The following is an 18,684-nucleotide window of genomic DNA, read 5'->3' on the forward strand; positions in this document are numbered from 1 at the left end:
TAGCCTTTATCGGCTGGCTATATCAGTGCCTTGCTTTTTCGGGGTTTTGGCTCGCGTCCGGAAAAATCCGTCGCCGGTGATTCCGGCACGGTTACACCACGATGAAGTCCAGGTGGGTGAGTGCCAACCCGGTGTTGAGGGTCGCAAACTGAATGTCGCCGCCTGCTGCATTACCGTTCGGATCGTAGGTCAGCGCACCCGTTTTGGCGTTGTAGACAACGCGATCGCTGGCGTCGTGAGCGGCTGAACCAAGGTAGAAGGCCGCGCTTGCCAGAGTTCCGACGGCCTGCAGTGCCGTAAAAACGGCGTTCTCCAGGCGGATTGTATCCGCAGGAACTGAGAAATCAGTGATACGGTCAATATTCGCGCCTGCGTTCAGCGCCGTATTGAAGAAAAATGTGTCATTACCCGCACCGCCGGCAAGTTTGTCATTGCCGCCCGCGCCGTTGAGCGTGTCATTGCCGCCACCGCCACTCAACACATTGGCGCCACTATTGCCGGTCAGCAGGTTGTTCAGCGCGTTGCCCGTGCCGCTTATGTTGTTGCTCCCGGTCAGTGTCAGGTTTTCGAATGCGCCGAGAACCCTGGTGGAATTCACGAGGCTCCAGCTGACCGACGAGCGCACGATATCCGCACCGTTGGAGCCGGCAGGGCTTTCGTCAACGGTGTCCGCGCTGGTGTCGATGACATAGGTGTCGTTCCCCGCGCCCCCACGCAGAATGTCTGCGCCGGTACCGCCGTCAAGGGTGTCGTTGCCGCCGCCTCCAGTCAGTGTGTCGTTGCCCGCTTGGCCCCACAGTCGATTGCCAACGCCGTTCCCGATCAAGCTGTCGTTGCCAGTGCCGCCGCGCGCATTTTCGATCGTCACGCCTGGACCGATCGTCACTGTGCTCCGTGACGATGTGCTTGCCCCTGTGGGGGTCTGGAAGAAAATTGCTTCGCTGAGAGCACTGAAAGCGCCAGGGTTGAGGTTAATCGAGCTGTTTTCAGAACCACTATAGACAATCTCGTCACGGCCCCCAGCGTCATTGATTGCCTGCCAATAGCGCGAGCCATCCTTGAACGTGTAGACTGTGTCACCGCTGTTTATACTCGTATTTTTTCCGTAAAGTGCCTGGATCGCCACAAGGTCGTAGTACATAGGCGTGGTTGGGGCGAAGGAAGAATAGTTGTCGCCAACGGCAGACCAGGGCGAGGCGGTGTAACTCATGATCGTATAAAAATAATTGTCCTTGTCGGCCGGAATGGCGTTAGGCGATTCAAAGGAATGCTTTAACCCCAGCGCGTGGCCAATCTCATGCAGGATTGTAAGATAGTCATACGTTCCGCGAGGAACTGTTGGGTTGGCGTTCGGATTGAAATTGTACCAGCTGAACCAGATGTCGCCGGCGCTTGGGTGACTTCCGGGTAAATAGGCGTGGGCTGCTGCGCCCGGATCAATATCTTCAGTGTAGGCGAAACGAAGCTCACCGACGGTGGACGCATCGTCGGCAACCTTAACGAATGTGACATTGGCAGATTTCGACCACATGCTCAAAGCATCGCGAATTGCTGCCTGCTCTCCGTCGGAAAGCGCCGACCAGCTGCTCCATTCGGAGTAACCTTGGATGAACGTCGCAACGCCCGTGGGGAAACTGTAGGTCAAAGTCACGCCCGACCCGAGGGCTCCGCCCCATTTCGTTCCCGCGATCAAATAGGCGCCAGCGCCTGTCGCCGCAGCGTTTACCGCCGTCACCGGAACGGAATTGAGTGTCGGAGTTGCCATGTTCGCCTCAACCTTGAATACTGCACAATACACCAATAAGGTGCATGCCCCGATACTATTGCCTCTATCGAGAAGACCGCAGCAAGTCAAGATGAGATGCGGGACCGGATCGGCCTTGATCGTGGGCAATGCAAGCGACACGCCGCGAACAAAGAAAAACCGGACGGGCAGGGAACCGTCCGGTTTTTTATGTCAGCGGAGACTGGAGGTTGCCGCTGTCGGGAAACCTTGGAACGCACGGATTTTAGACGCTGAAACCGCCGGCGTCGGGGCTGGTAGACTTCATCGCGATACGGTCGCGCCGGAGTTCGAAAATGGTTTTGGCGAAATCGACCAGGAACACGATAGTAATCCCTGCCGATACGAGCATCATCGCGATGGCCATTGCAGATTATCCTTTGCTTGAAAATGCCGCTACTTGAACAACTGCTTGCGGTTGAGACCGGAACGATCCATACGCGCTTCGTTTCTGATTGCGTTTGCCGTTGCAAAAAGCATGACAAAAAACATGGTCATCGAAAGAAGAATAAGTGCCATAGCCGTGATCCCTTCAGCCGGATAATGGCTGTGATCCGAAAAAGTTCCGTTCTCTACTTCGCGTGATACAAGGTGGTGCTTGAAGCAACCTTGGATACACCCTTCATCTAGCATCCATGCGAGCCCGCTGCAGTTCCGCAAGGAACAGGGTGCAGCAATACCAAGTCTCCGTCATCGAGACTTGGCATCAGGGCGCTCTCTTGCGATTGGCCGCTGTCCGTGACAAAAGGCTTCGAAACGGAAACAGGCGCGATGACCACTGCTTTTTACCCCGGCTCCTTCGACCCCATGACCAACGGTCACCTTGATGTGCTGGTGCAGGCGCTGAACGTGGCGCCGACGGTGATCGTTGCGATCGGCATCCATCCGGGCAAGGCGCCGCTGTTTTCCTTCGAGGAACGCGCTGCCCTCATCCGGCAGTCGCTGAGCGAGTTCCTGCCGCAGAGGGCCGGCGATATATCCGTGGTCTCCTTTGACAATCTGGTGGTTGATGCGGCGCGCAAACATGGCGCATCGATTTTGGTGCGCGGGCTACGCGACGGCACGGATCTCGACTACGAAATGCAGATGGCGGGCATGAACCGCCAGATGGCGCCGGATATACAGACCTTGTTTCTACCGGCCGGAACGGCATCGCGGCCCATTACCGCCACATTGGTCCGCCAGATCGCGGCTATGGGCGGTGACGTCAGCGCTTTCGTGCCGAAAGCCGTTCACCAGGCCCTCAGCGCCAAACGCAAATCCTGACGCGTCCATTTCATTTTCACGGGAGCTATCATGAAAATTTTCCAACTCGCTTTCGCCGGCGCCGTTGTCCTCGCATCCCTGACCGGCAATGCCTTTGCCCAGGCCAAGGAATACATCACCATCACGCTGAAGGACGGCCCGGTCGTCATCGAGCTTATGCCGGATGTCGCGCCGAAGCATGTCGCGCGCATCAAGGAACTGACGGAGGCGGGCGAGTACAACAATGTCGCCTTCCATCGCGTCATCCCGGGCTTCATGGCCCAGACCGGCGACGTCCAGTACGGCAACATGGAAAAGGACTTCAAGGCCGATATGGCCGGCATGGGCGGTTCGTCCAAACCGGATGTTGAAGCCGAATTCTCGAAGGTTCCCTTTGAGCGCGGAACCGTGGGCATGGCGCGCAGCCAGGACCCGAACTCGGCCAATTCCCAGTTCTTCATCATGTTCGCACCCGGCGATTTCCTGAATGGCCAGTACACCGTCGTCGGCAAGGTCGTCGATGGCATGGAGAATGTCGACAAGATCAAGAAGGGCGACGAAGCCAACAACGGCTCCGTCACCGATCCCGACCGGATGATCAGCGTCAAGGTCGGCAAGTAACAACCGCTTTAACACGCCTGCTTTAAACAAGAAGGAGAAGGCCATGGCCGAGATCAAGGATCCGGAAAACACCATCATCATGGAAACCACCAAGGGACAGGTCGTCATCCAGCTTCTGCCGGACCTGGCGCCGGGCCACGTTGCCCGCATCAAGGAACTGTGCGCCGAAGGTGCCTATGACGGCGTCGTCTTCCACCGCGTCATCGACGACTTCATGGCGCAGACCGGCGACGTCCAGTTCGGCAAGAAGGGCGGCGAGCATTTCAACCCGGCCCGCGCCGGCATGGGCGGCTCCTCCAAGCCGGACCTCAAGGCTGAATTCTCCAACATGAGCCATGTACGCGGCACATGCTCCATGGCCCGCAGCCAGATGCCGAACTCGGCCAATTCGCAGTTCTTCATCTGCTTCACCGACAGTCCTTGGCTGAACAAGCAGTACTCGGTCTGGGGCCAGGTTATCTCCGGCATGGAGAACGTCGACAAGATCAAGAAGGGCGAGCCCGTCAAGGATCCCGACAGCATCGTGTCGATGAAACTTGCCGCCAACGCCTAATTCAGGCTATTGCCAAAACCCGTCCCGGATCGCCTTAAAAAGCGCCGGGGCGGGTTTGCCGTTTAAAGAAGATTTTTCATGCGCGTCGACCTGTTCGATTTCGATCTCCCCGAGGACAATATTGCGCTCAGGCCTGCAAGCCCGCGCGACAGCGCCCGCCTGCTCGTCGTCCGGCCGCAGCAAAATGCTGAGCTTTCCGATCACAGCGTCATGGATCTGCCGTCGTTCCTGCGCCCCGGCGATGCGCTCGTCTTCAACGATACAAAAGTCATTCCCGCACAGCTGGAAGGCCTGCGCCGGCGAGGCGAGGACGTGGTCACCCAGGTCTCGCTGACGCTGCATATGCGCGTCGCCGCAGATCGCTGGAAGGCGTTTGCACGTCCCGCAAAACGCCTGAAGCCCGGCGACCGTATCGAATTCGGCCACGGCTCCAACACCTGCCTGATGGGCGCGCTGGACGCGACCGTCGAGGAGAAGGGCGAGGCGGGTGAGGTGACCCTGCAGTTCGATCTCTCCGGCCCGGCGCTGGACGAAGCCATTCTGTCCGTCGGCCACATTCCGCTGCCGCCCTATATCGCGTCCAAGCGTGCAGAGGACGAGCAGGACCGCACCGATTACCAGACGGTTTACGCACGCGAACACGGCGCCGTGGCAGCCCCGACCGCCGGCCTTCACTTTACGGACCGCCTTTTCCAGGCCCTGGACGCACTTGGGGTCGAGCGCCATTTCGTTACCCTGCATGTCGGTGCTGGAACCTTCCTGCCGATGAAGGTCGATGATACCGACGACCATGTCATGCATCAGGAAATCGGCCATGTCAGCGCCGAAGTCGCCGAACGGCTGAACGCTGTGCGGGCGAGGGGCGGGCGCATCGTCTGCGTCGGCACCACTTCGCTGCGGCTGATCGAAAGTGCCGCCGGGGAAAACGGCGACATCCACGCGTGGTCCGGCCCGACCGGTATCTTCATCACGCCCGGCTATCGTTTTCGCGCCGTCGATATGCTGATGACCAATTTCCACCTGCCGAAGTCGACGCTGTTCATGCTCGTCTCGGCCTTCAGCGGCATGGAGACGATGCGGCGCGCTTACGCGCATGCGATCGAAACCGGCTACCGCTTCTATTCCTATGGCGATTCCAGCCTGCTTTTTCGGGATACCCCCATGATCGAGACATTATGACCGAGACATTTCAGTTCAACATCAAGGCAACGGACGGCAAGGCGCGGCGCGGTACGGTATCGATGCCGCGCGGAGAGATACGCACCCCGGCCTTCATGCCGGTGGGCACAGTGGGCACCGTCAAGGCGATGTATCTCGACCAGGTGCGCGATCTCGGCGCAGACATCATCCTCGGCAACACCTACCACCTGATGCTGCGCCCCGGCCCGGAGCGCGTGGCGCGTCTTGGCGGTCTGCATGAGTTGATCCGCTGGCCCCATCCCATCCTCACAGACAGTGGCGGCTTTCAGGTCATGTCGCTGGCCGGCCTGCGAAAACTCAATGAGAAGGGCGTGACCTTCAAGAGCCATGTCGATGGCGCCCTGCACCATATGTCGCCGGAACGCTCGATCGAGATACAGGGCATGCTCGACAGCGATATCCAGATGCAGCTCGACGAATGTGTGAGGCTTCCGGCAGAACCCTCTGATATTGAACGCGCAATGGAAATGTCACTGCGTTGGGCGGAGCGCTGCAAGACCGCTTTTGGCGACCAGCCGGGCAAGGCGATGTTCGGCATCGTCCAGGGGGGCGATGTGCCGGCGCTGCGTGTCCGCTCGGCGCAGGCGCTATCCGGGCTTGATCTCAAGGGCTATGCGATCGGTGGTCTGGCCGTTGGTGAACCGCAGGCCGTCATGCTCGACATGCTCGACATCACATGCCCGGAACTGCCGGCCGAAAAGCCGCGCTATCTGATGGGTGTCGGCACGCCTGACGATATCCTGAAGTCCGTGGCGCGCGGCATCGACATGTTCGATTGCGTCATGCCGACCCGTGCCGGCCGTCACGGCCTGGCCTTTACCCGGCGCGGCCGCGTCAACCTGCGCAACGCGCGCCATGCGGAGGATACAAGGCCCCTTGACGACCAGTCCGCATGCCCGGCAACGCGCGATTATTCCCGCGCCTACCTGCATCATCTCGTGCGCGCCGACGAGAGCCTGGGCGGCATGCTGCTGACATGGAACAACCTGGCCTATTATCAGGAGCTGATGGCAGGCATCCGCAAGGCAATCGAGGAAGGCCGTTATGCCGCCTTCATGGAAGAGACCCAGGAAGAATGGGCGCGCGGCGATCTGGCGCCGCTGTAATACCAAGTCTCGGAGATAGAGACTTGATATAAGCGGGGTCCCGGTCAGATTTCCGGGCCGGGCGCCTGCTGCAGTATCTGCACGCCGTTGATCTTGTAGCTGCCGTCCGGTTGCCTGACGAGGAAGTACAGCGCCGTCCAGTCCTTGCCGTCCGCACCCGTAATCAGCACTTCCTGAACCACCGTGCCGCCCTCGACCTTGCTGCGGCCAAAGGCGAAATTGCCGGGACGGTAGACCGGTGCGTAGCCGCGCTTGACCATCTCGAAGAAGATGCTCTTGTCGGGAAATTTTTGCCGGATCTGCGGCGAGGCAAACGAATAGGCGGCTTCGGCATCGTCGTTGAGAAAGGCCTCGATCTGGTTCTGGATGATCGACTGCGCGGTATCGACGGGCTCCGCCGCCACCGCCACCGGTGCGGTCGACAGTAGAATGACAATGCACGCGCAGGCTCTGAATGTTCGGATCATTCCCGTCTCCCTTGCTGGCCATCAGAATAGATACGTGCAACGAGCGAAAATGGTTTTTTGATGCGCTCACGCCGCTTGGGATGCATCGTAATAAATATATAAATTTCAATGTATTGGTTTGTTTTATTAAACTGAAGAATACGAAAACTGTTGAGTGGATACGCCGGTATCCTTCGGGTCTATATGCCCAGCCGGTCCTTCATTCTCCCCCAGATCATGGCGGAATGCACGCCGATGGGCCACAGCGCATGGAAAGGCATGGGCCTGATGCCGGACACCGGCAGGTCGATCCGGGCCGATTGTCCGCCCACCAGGCGTCCGGCCAGCTGATGGCCCATGGTTGTCGCCAGCGCCACGCCACGGCCATTGCAGCCGAGATAGATCAATGCATCTTCCGACGGCTCATGCAGATGCGGCAGGTGGTCCGGTGTGATTGCCAGCTGGCCGTTCCAGGCATGTGGCCAGCGAACACCCCGCAGGCCCGGCCAAAGCGCTTCGGCGTAGCGCTTGAGATAGTCGAGCGGCCCGGTTTGCCCGGTCAGTGTCCGCTGCGGTCCGCGTCCGCCCATCAGCAGCCGGTTCTGTTTGTCGAGGCGATAGTAAACAGTGATATGGCCGCTTTCGTAGAGCACCGGACGGTGCGGCAGGATGCGGTCCGTAAGTTCGCCCGGCAGGGGTTCCGTTGCAACAATCGAACTGTAGACGGGAACCAGGGATTTCTTCAAGCCAGGCCACAGCCCGTCCGCATATGCATTTGTAACGACTAGCAATTTGTCCGCCGTAACGGTGGCCTTGTGGGTGCGCAACAGCCACTTTCCGGATTGCTTGCGGGCCGAGACGACACGGCTGTCGCCATGGATCGACGCGCCCGCATTCTGGGCGGCAGAAGCCAGGCCGCGTGCAAAGTTGAGCGGATGCAGATCGCCGCCGCGCGGATCGAACAGGGCCGCGGAATAGCGGCCCGTGCCGGTCGCCAGCTCCGTTTCTCTGGCATCGAGCAAGCGTGCCGGCATGCCGTGTACTGCGCATTGAGCGGCCGTGATGCCGACAGCCTTGGCCGTCAGTGCATTGGTCGCCGCCCGCAGCGTGCCGTTCTGCCGTGCGTCGCAATCGATGTCCAACCGGGAAATGAGACCGAAGGTGAAATCCGGCGCACCCCAGGCCATCTTGATCATGCGCTGGCCAAGATCGCCGCCAAACCGGGCAAGCAGTTCGTCGGGGTTGAACTTGAGCCCGGGATTGACCTGTCCGCCATTGCGTCCGGACGCCCCCCAGCCGGGTTCATTGGCTTCGAGCACGCAGACATCGACGCCCATCTCGGCAAGATGCAAGGCTGTGGAGAGCCCGGCAAAACCGGCGCCGATAATCGCGACCGACACGGTCCTGTCGCCATCAAGCGGTGGCGTCAACGGTGCGGGATGGGCGGTGTCGGTATAGAGGCTGGTCGGCAGCGGGACTGCGGGCATGCTGTGCTTTCATCTGAATGGAAAGACCATTCTGCACGGCGGGCGCTATTTGAGAAGGGCGATCATCCGCAATCAATCCCATCGGCAATCTCCCAGGTCATCGAAACCCGGGCAGTGGGACATTCCAGCGTTGCATGCTACCTCCTGCCCGCCGGAGCGAAAACGACGATAGCGCCTGCAAGTCGAACCTCATCCGAAGCGCTTGCGCCGCTCGTGTCTATCTGCGTGTCGGTACGGCGACCGAGCTTTGCGCTAAATCATTGTTCCTAATCTTTGAGGTCGGCATGCATATCATTTGTCGAGGAGTGCCGAATTGCGACGCTGCGCGCCGATGGCGAACGTGCGGGCGAGCAGTCCCTCGCGGAACAGGCGAAGCATATGTCCGAGCAATCTTGTCATGTTATTTGCTTCCTTCGTCATACGGTTGAATTCGCGTTTTTCGTGCGGATGTAGGCCCGCCAGCCACCGAGCGCGGTCACTTCCTCGGCGCCTGCGACGGCATGCGCCTCGCAGAGGAAGCCGGAGACGCAGCTGCCGTCTTCAAGGGTCACTTTTCCAATGCCGAGCGGCCCTGGAATCTTCTGGACGAAGGTACCGAAGGCGGCGGGTGGGAGTGCCCAGACTTCGACTTCGAGGCCATCGCCGGCGAACCCGGTGTCACGGATGAGGCCGGGTTTCGGCGGCGTGGTGTTCGGCAGCACGAAGAGGCGGTAATCGCCGGCTGTTCGGCAGGTTTTCAGGCGATATCCACCCGGTCCGGTCAGTTCGTGATTGAGTGGCATGCCGGTCAGATGCGCCCCGACGACAACGATCGGAACAAAGCCGTCATCAAGCGGTGCAATCCGGATTTCTTCGGGCAGCGATGCCGTCTTGTCCTTGCCCATGCCCGCGCCAACTGCCCGGTGCATGGCGTCGGCAAACGGGGCGAGCGCGTCGTCCGTAAACGCCGGGCCGATCAGCGTCACGCCACTGGGTAAACCATTGCTGCCGAAGCCCGCCGGAATGGCGATGGCAGCATAGTCGTAGAGATTGACGAAATTCGTGTAGCGCCCGAAATGGCTGTTCTTCACGATCGGATCGGCCAGCATCTCCCCAACCGTGTACGTGGTGGGCGAGGTTGGCAGCAACAGGATGTCCACCTTCGTCCACGTGGCCTTCGTCTGTTGCCGCAACGCTTCGAGCTTGTACCTGCCTTCGAATGCGGCGACGGCATCATAAGCCTTGGCGCCTTCGATTATCGTGCGAACCGTCGGGTCGAAATCATCCGCGTTGCTGGCCAGGAAGTCCTTCACGGCCGCCAGCCGTTCGGCGACCCACGGGCCATTGTAGAGCAGTTCGGCGGCCTGCCGGAACGGCGCGTAGTCGAAAGGCACGATGGTCGCGCCAAGCGATTTCGCCCGCTCGATCGCCGCATCGTAGAGCGCCTCGACATCCCGGTTTCCGAAGAATTCGCGCTCGGCAGCCTCCAGCACGCCGATACGCAAACCGGACGCGGGAAGGCTAGTGGGCTTGGCATGGCGCGAGAAGGGATCGGCAGCGTCATAGCCCTCCATCACCTTGCGGATCGTAACGCCATCACCAACCGTCGCGGCAAAGACAGTGACCACATCGATGCTGCGGCAGGCCGGGACGACCCCGCCGTTCGGCACCAGCCCAGGGGTCGGCTTGATGCCGACGAGATTGTTGAAGGCCGCCGGCACGCGGCCGGAACCTGCCGTGTCCGTGCCGAGCGCGAATGTGGCAAGCCCCGAGGCGACCGCTACCGCCGAACCGGAACTCGAACCACCCGATACATAGGCGGGGTCGAAGACCGAACGCGGCGCGCCATAGGGAGACCGTGTGCCATTGAGCCCGGTCGCGAACTGGTCGAGGTTGGTCTTGCCGATGAGGAGGGCGCCGGCAGCCTTGAGACGTGCGACGACAGTCGAATCCACCGTCGAATCATAAGCGAAGGCAGGGCAGGCGGCTGTGGTCGGCAGACCAGCGGCATCGATATTGTCCTTCACAGCAAAGGGGATACCCCAAAGCGGTAGGCTGTTTGGGTCGGGTGCCCGTGCCAGCAGGTCACGGGCGGCAGAGCGCAGCTTCTCATCCGGCGTGGCGGTAATGAAAATCGCCGGGTCTTTGGAAGCGGCGCGGCGCCCTATGACCTCCTCAACGAGATCGAGCGGCGTCAGGCCGGATTGATAGGCGGCGCGAAGGCTTGAGAGATCGAGAATTGTCGGCAGCATGTCAGCAGTTCTCCAGAACGGCGATGATATCGCCGGCTTTGATATTTCGACCGGGCCCGGCACGCAAATCGCGGACACGTCCGGCGCTGTGGGCAGTGACGTTGATTTCCATTTTCATGGATTCGATGATGGCAATCGTCTCGCCGGCAACAACAGAGGCTCCCGGCTTCACCATAAGTTTCCAGATATTGCCCGGCACGCTGCTGGCAACACCGAAGCAGCCCGCGGGAATATCGCCATCGAGGCTTTCTCCAGCGCCTTCATTGCTGACGAAGCTGTCGAGACCGATTTCCTTCCAGCTTTGCCGCTCGGCGTCGAAAGCCGCCTGCTGCTTGGTCTTGAAACGGTTGATCGACACGGCGTTCGCCTGCAGTTCCTTTTCATAGGCAGCATAGGAGAATTCCGTTTCCTCGATCCGCACGGGATAGCCGCCATGCGGGAAGGCAGCCCGCGCCTCCGTCAGTTCGTCATGGCTGACGGGGAAGAAGCGGATCTGATCGAAGAAATTGAGCAGCCACGGCTTGCCCTTGGCGAATTCGGGCGTCTGCCGCCAGGTGTTCCAGACCTGAATGGTACGGCCGAACAACTGGTAGCCGCCGGGACCCTCCATGCCGTAGATGCACATATAGGCTCCGCCGATGCCGACGGCATTTTCCGGGGTCCAGGTGCGGGCCGGATTGTACTTGGTGGTGACGAGGCGGTGGCGCGGATCGACAGGGGTTGCGACCGGCGCGCCGAGATAGACGTCGCCGAGACCGAGCACCAGATAGCTGGCGTCAAAGACGATGTCCTTCACCGCCTGCTCGTTGGCAAGCCCGTTGATGCGGCGAATGAACTCGATGTTCGAGGGGCACCAGGGTGCGTTCGGGCGGACCAACTCCTGATACTTGCGCATGGCAAGCTCGGCATCCGGATCGCTCCACGACAGGGGCAGATGCACGATGCGGCTCGGCACTGTCACCGCCTGTGCGGGCGGCAGGCTCGTCTCTATATCGGCCAACAGTCCGAGCAGGCGCTTTCGCGACAATGTCGTTCCATCGTAGTGGATCTGCAGCGACCTGATGCCGGGCGTCAAATCGATGAGACCGGGCAGGCGGGCTTCTACGACCGCCTGCATCAGCAGGTGCACGCGCAGCCTGAGCGCGATATCGAGGGCCATCGGGCCGTATTCGACCAGCAGATTGTCGTCCCCCTGGCGGCGGTAGACGACAGAGACAGGGCCATCGTTGCGTGTCCCGACGATGGCCGAGCCGATATCCGGCGCGGGCCGATGAACGGCAGGACCGGCTATGGGGTCTTCGCTTCGCGTGACGGCATAAAAGCGGATCCTGTCGCCGGGCTTGAACTGCCCCATCTTCCATTGCTCGTCGCGGGCGATCACCGCCGGGCAGACGAAGCCGCCGAGGCTCGGTCCGTCGGGGCCGAGAATAATTGGCATGTCACCGGTGAAATCGATGGCGCCGACGGCATAGGCGTTGTCATGCAGGTTGGAAGGATGCAATCCCGCTTCGCCGCCATCCCGGCGCGCCCATTTCGGCGCCGGGCCAATGAGGCGGACGCCGGTGCGGGCGCTGTTGAAATGCACTTCGTAGGCCGTTGAAAACAGCGTGTCGATGTCGCCCGGTTGAAAGAAATCCGGCGCGCCATGAGGCCCGTAGAGAACACCGACCTGCCAATTGCGGGTCAGTTCGGCGGGTTCGTTTGCAGGTGCCGCTGGCTTGGCGGATGTTTGCCGCGCAAGGTGCAGCACATGGCCCGTCTTCAGCGTGCCGGTGGCGTTGCCGCCGAACCGGCCAAGTCCGAACGTGGCCCGTGAGCCGAGCACCACCGGAGCCGCAAAACCGCCCGCGACAGCAAGATAGGCGCGCTGGCCGGGGCCTTCGATGGCGCCGATGGATAGGACCTGCCCTGCACGAATTGTCACGGCMGTGTTGTGTGGCAGGGCAGTGCTGTCGCAGGTCATCGGCATATGTGCCCCTGAAAGCGCGATGACTGTATCGGTGAAGAAGCGCAGCGTCGGGCCCGACACCGTCAACTCCAGCGCGGCGGTCGTGTCGTCGTTGCCGACAAGACGATTGGCATGGCGGAAAGAACGCTCATCCATCGGTCCGCTCGGCGGCACGCCGACATGCCAGAGGCCGAGGCGGCCGGGCAGTTCCTGGAGACTGGACTGGGCTCCCGGCGACAGAACTTCGATGACATCCGGCACGAAGGTGAAATCGCGCAATGCCGTCGTAGCCACCTTTCCGCTGGCGAGAAGATGGGAAGCGGCTATTTCCCGGAGATAGTCGAGATTGGTCTCGACCCCGGCGATGGACGTCGCGGCAAGGGCTGCCTGAAGTTTCGCGATCGTTGCCGGGCGGTCCTCAGCCGCGACGATCAGTTTTGCTAGCATCGGATCATAGTAAGGCGTCACCTCCGTGCCCGTCTCGATCCAGCTGTCGACGCGAACGTCCTGCGGAAATACGACTTCCGTCAAAAGACCGGCGCTCGGGCGGAAATCAGCATGTGGCATCTCGGCATAGACACGTACCTCGATTGCGGCACCCTTCGGCTTCAAGAGTTCTGCGGCGGAAAGCACATCTTCGCCCGCCGCCTGCCGGATCATCCATTCGACGAGATCGATGCCGAAGACGGCTTCGGTAACGGGGTGTTCGACCTGCAGCCGGGTGTTGACCTCGAGGAAGTAGAATTCCTCGCGTACAGGATCGTAGATGAATTCGACCGTGCCGGCTGAGGCATAGGAAACCGATCTGCCGAGATCGACAGCCGCCTGATGCAGGCGGGTGCGTGTGGCAGAGGTAAGACCGGGTGCCGGGGTTTCTTCGACGACCTTCTGGTTTCGCCGCTGCAACGAGCAGTCCCGCTCGCCGAGCGCGACAACCTTGCCCTTGCCATCCCCGAAGATCTGCACCTCGACATGACGGGCATTGGCGACGAACCGCTCGATGTAGACGCGCGCGTCGCCAAAGCTGGCACGCGCCGTGCGTTGCACGCTTTCGAAGGCGGCCTGCAGCGCATCGGCATCCGCGCAGAGTTGCATGCCGATGCCACCGCCGCCGGCCGTCGATTTCAGCATGACCGGATAGCCGACAATTTCGGCTGCTTTGAGCGCTTCTTCTGCGCTTTCCAGCAGGCTGCTACCCGGCAGAAGCGGCACGCCGCTGGATTTGGCCAGTTCGCGAGCCGTGTGTTTGAGCCCGAACGCCGAAAGATGTTCCGGTCGCGGGCCGATGAAGGCAATGCCCTCGACAGCCAGCCGTTCGGCAAAGCCGATGTTTTCCGACAGAAACCCGTAGCCGGGATGCACGGCTTCCGCGCCCGTGGCCTTGCAGGCGGCAATGACGGCATCGACGTTGAGATAGCTTTCGGTGGCGGGCGAAGGGCCAAGGTATATCGCTTCGTCGGCCAGGCGCGTTGCCATGGCAAACCGGTCGGCATCGGAATAGACGGCGACCGAGGCGATGCCCATTGTCTTCAATGTCCGGATGACCCGGACGGCGATTTCGCCCCTGTTGGCGATGAGGACTTTCTTGAACATGCTCATGCCTCGGCGCCCGGTGCGGCGTCCCAGATCAGCACGCGAATCGGTGTCGGATCGAAGCCGTTGCAGGGATTGTTGATCTGCGGGCAATTGGAGATGACGCAGAGCACGTCCATCTCGGCCACCAGCTCGACGTAGTCGCCGGGCGCGGAGATGCCGTCGACGATGGTCATCTTGCCATCGGGGCTGATCGGCACGTTCATGAAGAAGTTGATGTTCGGCACGATGTCGCGCTTGGTCATCCCGTGCTTCATCACCTCGATCACAAAATTGTCGCGGCAGGCATGCAGGTATTTGGTGCCGTGGCCGAAGCGCACGGTATTGCTTTCGCATGAGCAGGCGCCGGCCGATGTGTCGTGGCGACCGCAACTATCGGCCGTCATCCTCAGCATGACATTGCCTTCGTTGGACATGATGCGCGTGCCCGTGCCAACATAGGCGGCCCCCTGTTCGCGCATCGTATCCTGGTTGGAATAGCGCTCGGCAAAATCGTCCGCCTTGTAGAACAGCGTGTCGATCGCCTGCTGGCCGTAGCTGTCCTCGATGCGGATAGTCTGCCCTTTGCGCACAATGCCGGACCACGGCGCTTCGGCCGGAATGAAATGATCCTGCGCGGCGTTTTCGATCGTGCGTGCCGGGGAAGTCTGAATGAAATCGGTCATGGTTCGCCCCCTCAAGCCTGCATCATGGCGTTGTTCTTAAAGCCGCGAACGGCCTCTGCGGTTGCCGTGCGGGCAAGATCGTCTGCGGCCGGCGCCGGGGCGCGGAAACGGGTAACGGTCAACGGCGCGGGTGCGTAGACCGGATTGGGATCAAGCGGATGCGGGCAGGTCGAAAGGGCGACAAGCATGTCCATCTCGGCGCGCATGTCGGCATAATCACCGCTGTTGGAGGTTTTGCCTTGCCAGCGGAAGCTGCCGGCATCGTCGGTGCGGACCGGCGCAAAGAGATTGAGCACGGCCGGAATATCGCGGCGGTCGAGGCCGAGCTTGCCGGCCGCGAGGATGAAGTTGTCCCGCGTGTTGCGGGTTTTAGCGCCGGGATATCTGGCGGCGTTTGACGCAGCCGTCGATCCGCCCATCAGGCAGTCATGGGCGCCGGAGCTATCCTCGATCATCGAAAACATCACGCGGCCCATATCCGAGAAGATCACCCGGCCCTTGCCGAGCGCGGTCGTCCATTGAACCTTGACGGTATCGACCAGATTTAGCCTCTCGCTGGCATCATTCGCGTTCCAGGCGATCAGCGCAACAGTCGAGGCGCCGTCCTGCTGCTCGATGCGCAGGGCTTCGCCGCGCTTCAAAAGGGTCGACCAGTACCAGCCGCCGGGTATCGTTTCCCGATGGACGATCGCTGCCGGTTCGATCGCTGGCGCGGGAAGGGGGCTCGGTGTCGGAAGTGCCTTGGGAGCGAACTCCAATCCCTTCATTTGATGTTCTTCGTAACGCTGCCGGTTGGCGGCAATTTCCTCTGCGGAACGTCTGACATGCATGGCTATCTATCTCCTGACGGACTGGAAGACGGGTCGTCCCGGCGAGGGCCCTGCAAATCGACCGGGCCGTCCCGGTCAGGGCTGAAATGCGAAAACTCGCCCGCGCGGCGGGGCGGCCAAATGGAAATGTCCCGTGTGATGGTGGCGCCGTAGCGCTCCTTCTCCTCCGGCCGGTCGCGCGGCCGCTCGAAGGCGACGACACGGGTGGCCAGCGTGAAGGCCTCCCGCATGTCGTGCGTGACCATGACGACGGTCATCTGAGTTTCGTTCCATAGCCGTTTCATCAGCGTGTGGATCTCGGCGCGGATGCCGGGGTCGAGCGCGCCGAACGGCTCGTCGAGAAGCAGGACCTTGGGTTTCATGATCAGAGCTTGTGCCAGGGCCAGCCGTTGCTGCATGCCGCCGGAAAGCTGTGCCGGATATTTGGTTTCTGCGCCGGAAAGGCCGACCTCGGTGATAAGTTGCCGAGCTTCCTCGATCGCCGACCGCCGCGCTGGGCCGAAAAGCTTTGCCTTGTATTTCGAGGTTATCAATTCCTTGCCGAGCAGGACATTGCCGAGCACCGTCAGATGCGGGAAGACCGAATAGCGCTGGAAAACGACGCCGCGATCCGGACGCGGTTCAGCGGGCAGCGGTTCGCCCTCCAGCAGGATCGTGCCTCTGGTCGCCTGTTCCTGGCCAAGAAGCATGCGCAGGAAGGTCGACTTGCCGCAACCGGAGGGGCCAACCAGCGCGACGAAGGCGCGGGACGCCACCGTCAGCGATATGTTCTCCAGCACGATCTGGTCGCCATATTCTTTCCAGACGTTCTCGATGATCAGTTCGCTCATCCCTGCTTCTCCAGTTGGGACCAGGGGAAGACGGCGATGCGGATTTGATCGAGGATGAAGTTGGTCAGAACGGCGAGAAGCGTGATCCATGCGACATAGGGAAAGATCACATCCATCGACAGATAGCGGCGGACGAGGAAGATGCGGTAGCCGAGCCCTGAGTCCGACGAAATCGCCTCGGCGGCAATGAGGAACAGCCAAGCGGGGCCGAGTTGCAGCCGCACGCAGGTGATCAGCCGGGGCAGGATCTGCGGCAGCACGACGCGAAGGGCGATCTGCCACGATGATCCTCCCAGCGTTTCCGCCTTGACGATCTGCTCGCGCGGCAGTTCCAGTGCCTTCAAGGCCAGGTCGCGGATCATCGTCGGCGCAACGCCGATGACGATCAGTGCTATTTTCGAGGCTTCGCCAAGGCCCATGACGATGAAGAGAATGGGCAGCAGCGCCAGCGGCGGCACCATCGATATCACCGCAACGAACGGGGTGAGCAGCGCACGCAGATAGGGCAACATGCCGATCGCCATGCCGATCAGCAGCGCCGTCACGGTCGAAATGCCGAGGCCGGCGAAAAGCCGCATCAGGCTCGCCGCCGTATCGGACCAGAGCAGATAATCGCCTGTACGCACATCCGGCAGAAATGCCAGCCGGTTGATGGCGTCGGCGAAGCCGGTGAGACCGGGTAGCAGCTTGTCGTTAGCATTCTCCGCCAGCCGTGCCGCCGATCCCGCCGCATAGGCGGCAATCAGCAACACGAAGGGCAGAAGCATGAGGGCAAGCTGTGCACCCCGGCTCGGTCTGGTGTTGATCCAGCGCATGGATATGGCTCCGCGGATGAAGGAGAAGAGGCGGCGCGAAAAACCCGCACCGCTGATCGGCGCAACGTTCAGAGTGAACCGTCCGCAGCGGCCTTCATGTAGGTTTCGGTGAAGCGCAGCTTGACGTTGCCGCTGTCACCGAGAATCTTGCCGTCCGGCATTTCGATGCCAATGACATCGGCCGATGCCGCGCCGCTGCCGAGCAACCCTTTTTCGAACAGGAAGTTGCGCACAAGATCCATCGTCTTCGGCAGGCTTGGCGATGCCGTAAAGGCCACCGCCTCGGCCGGTTTGTCGAACAGCTTGGTGGCGGCGATCTGGGCTTCGAAGCCCTTGAGATCGGTACCGGATGCGGAGCCCATCGCTTCGCGCGCTGCCTTGCCTTCGTCGGTGTTCGCCGTCATCAGCGCAGCGGTTTCATACCAGATGCCGGCGAGCGCCTTGCCGAAATCCGGATTGTCCTTCAGCACGTCGGAATTGGCGACCATCAGGTCGATGATCTCGCCGGGGATTTGCGAGCTATCAAAAACCTTCTTGGCAGTCGGATCTTCGAGAATGGCCGCAACGAGCGGGTTCCAGGTGACGACCGCCGTGACATCCGCTGTCTTGTAGGCGCCGACCATGTCGGCGTCAGAGGTGTTGACCACCTTCACATCCTGTTCGGTCAGCTTGAGGCTTTCAAGCGCCCGCGCGAGCAAATAGTGCGAGACGGAAAACTCGACGAGATTGACGTTCTGGCCCTTTACATCGGCGAGGCTCGCCTTGTCCTTGAGGACGACGGCGTCGTTGCCGTTGGAGAAGTCGCCGACGATGACGGCCGTCGTATCGACACCACCGGCTGCCGGAATCGAGAGGCCGTCCATATTGGTGAGCGTCACGGCGTCAAAGGCGCCGGCGGTATACTGGTTCATCGATTCGACGTAGTCGTTGAACTGGGTGACTTCGATCTTGAGACCGTATTTGTCGGCCCATTTCTTCACGATGCCCTTGTCGGCGGCATAACCCCACGGCATCCAGCCGACATAGATCGACCAGGCGACCTTGAAATCGGTCTTCGGCGCCGCGAAAACATTTGACGTCATGCCGAAGGCCAGCGAAGCCGCCAGTGCGGTGATGGAGAGCGTTTTCGAAAAAGTCTGCATTGAAATTCCCCTTTTTGCTTTTCTTCAAAAAGGGATCGGCATGGACCATCGCGCCGCCAATCCCTTGGCTAACGAGGTCTCCCGGGCTTTTTTCCCGCCGTGCACCCGGCGGGATGTCTCCCCCAACCGGTGGCAGCTCTCGGACCAGCACGTTTTCGAAACGCCGGAACCCTAGCTGCCAACTCAACG

General features: G+C 61.0%; 17 protein-coding genes and 1 riboswitch. Of the genes, 5 read left to right on the forward strand and 12 right to left on the reverse strand.

The window, feature by feature from the left end:
• Positions 1 to 91: 91 nt before the first annotated feature.
• The 3 genes from AC1D17_RS14605 to AC1D17_RS14615 all read right to left on the reverse strand — a co-directional run bounded on the left by AC1D17_RS14605 (position 92) and on the right by AC1D17_RS14615 (position 2,302).
• Positions 92 to 1,765 carry a M10 family metallopeptidase gene (locus tag AC1D17_RS14605; protein WP_477566116.1) on the reverse strand — a complete coding sequence of 558 codons (1,674 nt, stop codon included), beginning with the start codon at positions 1,763 to 1,765 and terminating at the stop codon, positions 92 to 94.
• Positions 1,766 to 2,009: 244 nt separating this feature from the next.
• The gene (locus tag AC1D17_RS14610; protein WP_477566117.1) at positions 2,010 to 2,150 is read right to left on the reverse strand and encodes a hypothetical protein; all 141 of its coding nucleotides are present in this window, start codon (positions 2,148 to 2,150) and stop codon (positions 2,010 to 2,012) included.
• Between the two features lie 29 nt (positions 2,151 to 2,179).
• Complete coding sequence (locus AC1D17_RS14615) at positions 2,180 to 2,302, reverse strand: hypothetical protein (RefSeq protein WP_477566118.1); 123 nt, start codon at positions 2,300 to 2,302, stop codon at positions 2,180 to 2,182.
• A gap of 252 nt (positions 2,303 to 2,554) precedes the next feature.
• Between AC1D17_RS14615 and coaD the strand changes: the two genes are divergently transcribed.
• From coaD to tgt, 5 genes are all read left to right on the forward strand, one after another.
• Entirely contained in the window at positions 2,555 to 3,049 is a 495-nt protein-coding gene (gene coaD, locus AC1D17_RS14620; RefSeq protein WP_477566119.1) for a pantetheine-phosphate adenylyltransferase, read from the forward strand.
• Positions 3,050 to 3,079: 30 nt separating this feature from the next.
• Complete coding sequence (locus tag AC1D17_RS14625) at positions 3,080 to 3,649, forward strand: peptidylprolyl isomerase (protein WP_477566120.1); 570 nt, start codon at positions 3,080 to 3,082, stop codon at positions 3,647 to 3,649.
• A gap of 43 nt (positions 3,650 to 3,692) precedes the next feature.
• A complete protein-coding gene (locus AC1D17_RS14630) occupies positions 3,693 to 4,202 on the forward strand; it encodes a peptidylprolyl isomerase (RefSeq protein ID WP_264218779.1) in 510 nt (169 codons plus the stop codon).
• A 78-nt stretch (positions 4,203 to 4,280) separates the two neighbouring features.
• Positions 4,281 to 5,381 carry a tRNA preQ1(34) S-adenosylmethionine ribosyltransferase-isomerase QueA gene (gene queA, locus AC1D17_RS14635; protein ID WP_477566121.1) on the forward strand — a complete coding sequence of 367 codons (1,101 nt, stop codon included), beginning with the start codon at positions 4,281 to 4,283 and terminating at the stop codon, positions 5,379 to 5,381.
• Positions 5,378 to 6,508, forward strand: a complete 1,131-nt coding sequence (gene tgt, locus AC1D17_RS14640; protein ID WP_477566122.1) for a tRNA guanosine(34) transglycosylase Tgt — start codon at positions 5,378 to 5,380, stop codon at positions 6,506 to 6,508. Before queA ends, tgt begins: the two co-directional genes overlap by 4 nt.
• A 44-nt stretch (positions 6,509 to 6,552) precedes the next feature.
• Here the strand turns inward: tgt and AC1D17_RS14645 are convergent, their stop codons facing one another.
• The 9 genes from AC1D17_RS14645 to AC1D17_RS14685 form a co-directional block, all read right to left on the reverse strand.
• Positions 6,553 to 6,975 (reverse strand): DUF4864 domain-containing protein, encoded by a 423-nt coding sequence (locus AC1D17_RS14645; protein WP_477566123.1) that lies wholly within the window; start codon positions 6,973 to 6,975, stop codon positions 6,553 to 6,555.
• A gap of 179 nt (positions 6,976 to 7,154) precedes the next feature.
• Positions 7,155 to 8,441 carry an NAD(P)/FAD-dependent oxidoreductase gene (locus tag AC1D17_RS14650; protein ID WP_477566124.1) on the reverse strand — a complete coding sequence of 429 codons (1,287 nt, stop codon included), beginning with the start codon at positions 8,439 to 8,441 and terminating at the stop codon, positions 7,155 to 7,157.
• A 416-nt stretch (positions 8,442 to 8,857) separates the two neighbouring features.
• Positions 8,858 to 10,672, reverse strand: coding sequence for an allophanate hydrolase (gene atzF / locus AC1D17_RS14655; protein ID WP_477566125.1), 1,815 nt, complete (start codon positions 10,670 to 10,672; stop codon positions 8,858 to 8,860).
• 1 nt (position 10,673) lies between these two features.
• Positions 10,674 to 14,213 (reverse strand): urea carboxylase, encoded by a 3,540-nt coding sequence (gene uca, locus AC1D17_RS14660; protein WP_477566171.1) that lies wholly within the window; start codon positions 14,211 to 14,213, stop codon positions 10,674 to 10,676.
• A 2-nt stretch (positions 14,214 to 14,215) separates the two neighbouring features.
• Positions 14,216 to 14,878: an urea amidolyase associated protein UAAP2 gene (locus AC1D17_RS14665; RefSeq protein ID WP_477566126.1), complete on the reverse strand. Its 663-nt coding sequence runs from the start codon at positions 14,876 to 14,878 to the stop codon at positions 14,216 to 14,218.
• Positions 14,879 to 14,889: 11 nt separating this feature from the next.
• Positions 14,890 to 15,708: an urea amidolyase associated protein UAAP1 gene (locus AC1D17_RS14670; RefSeq protein ID WP_477566127.1), complete on the reverse strand. Its 819-nt coding sequence runs from the start codon at positions 15,706 to 15,708 to the stop codon at positions 14,890 to 14,892.
• Positions 15,709 to 15,710: 2 nt separating this feature from the next.
• Positions 15,711 to 16,538: an ABC transporter ATP-binding protein gene (locus tag AC1D17_RS14675; protein ID WP_477566128.1), complete on the reverse strand. Its 828-nt coding sequence runs from the start codon at positions 16,536 to 16,538 to the stop codon at positions 15,711 to 15,713.
• Entirely contained in the window at positions 16,535 to 17,353 is an 819-nt protein-coding gene (locus AC1D17_RS14680; protein WP_477566129.1) for an ABC transporter permease, read from the reverse strand. Before AC1D17_RS14680 ends, AC1D17_RS14675 begins: the two co-directional genes overlap by 4 nt.
• Positions 17,354 to 17,421: 68 nt before the next feature.
• Positions 17,422 to 18,495 carry a putative urea ABC transporter substrate-binding protein gene (locus tag AC1D17_RS14685; protein ID WP_477566130.1) on the reverse strand — a complete coding sequence of 358 codons (1,074 nt, stop codon included), beginning with the start codon at positions 18,493 to 18,495 and terminating at the stop codon, positions 17,422 to 17,424.
• Positions 18,496 to 18,571: 76 nt separating this feature from the next.
• A riboswitch (guanidine-I (ykkC/yxkD leader) is annotated at positions 18,572 to 18,681 on the reverse strand.
• Positions 18,682 to 18,684: the final 3 nt, after the last annotated feature.

This window comes from Pararhizobium sp. P1_E7, assembly GCF_056405855.1.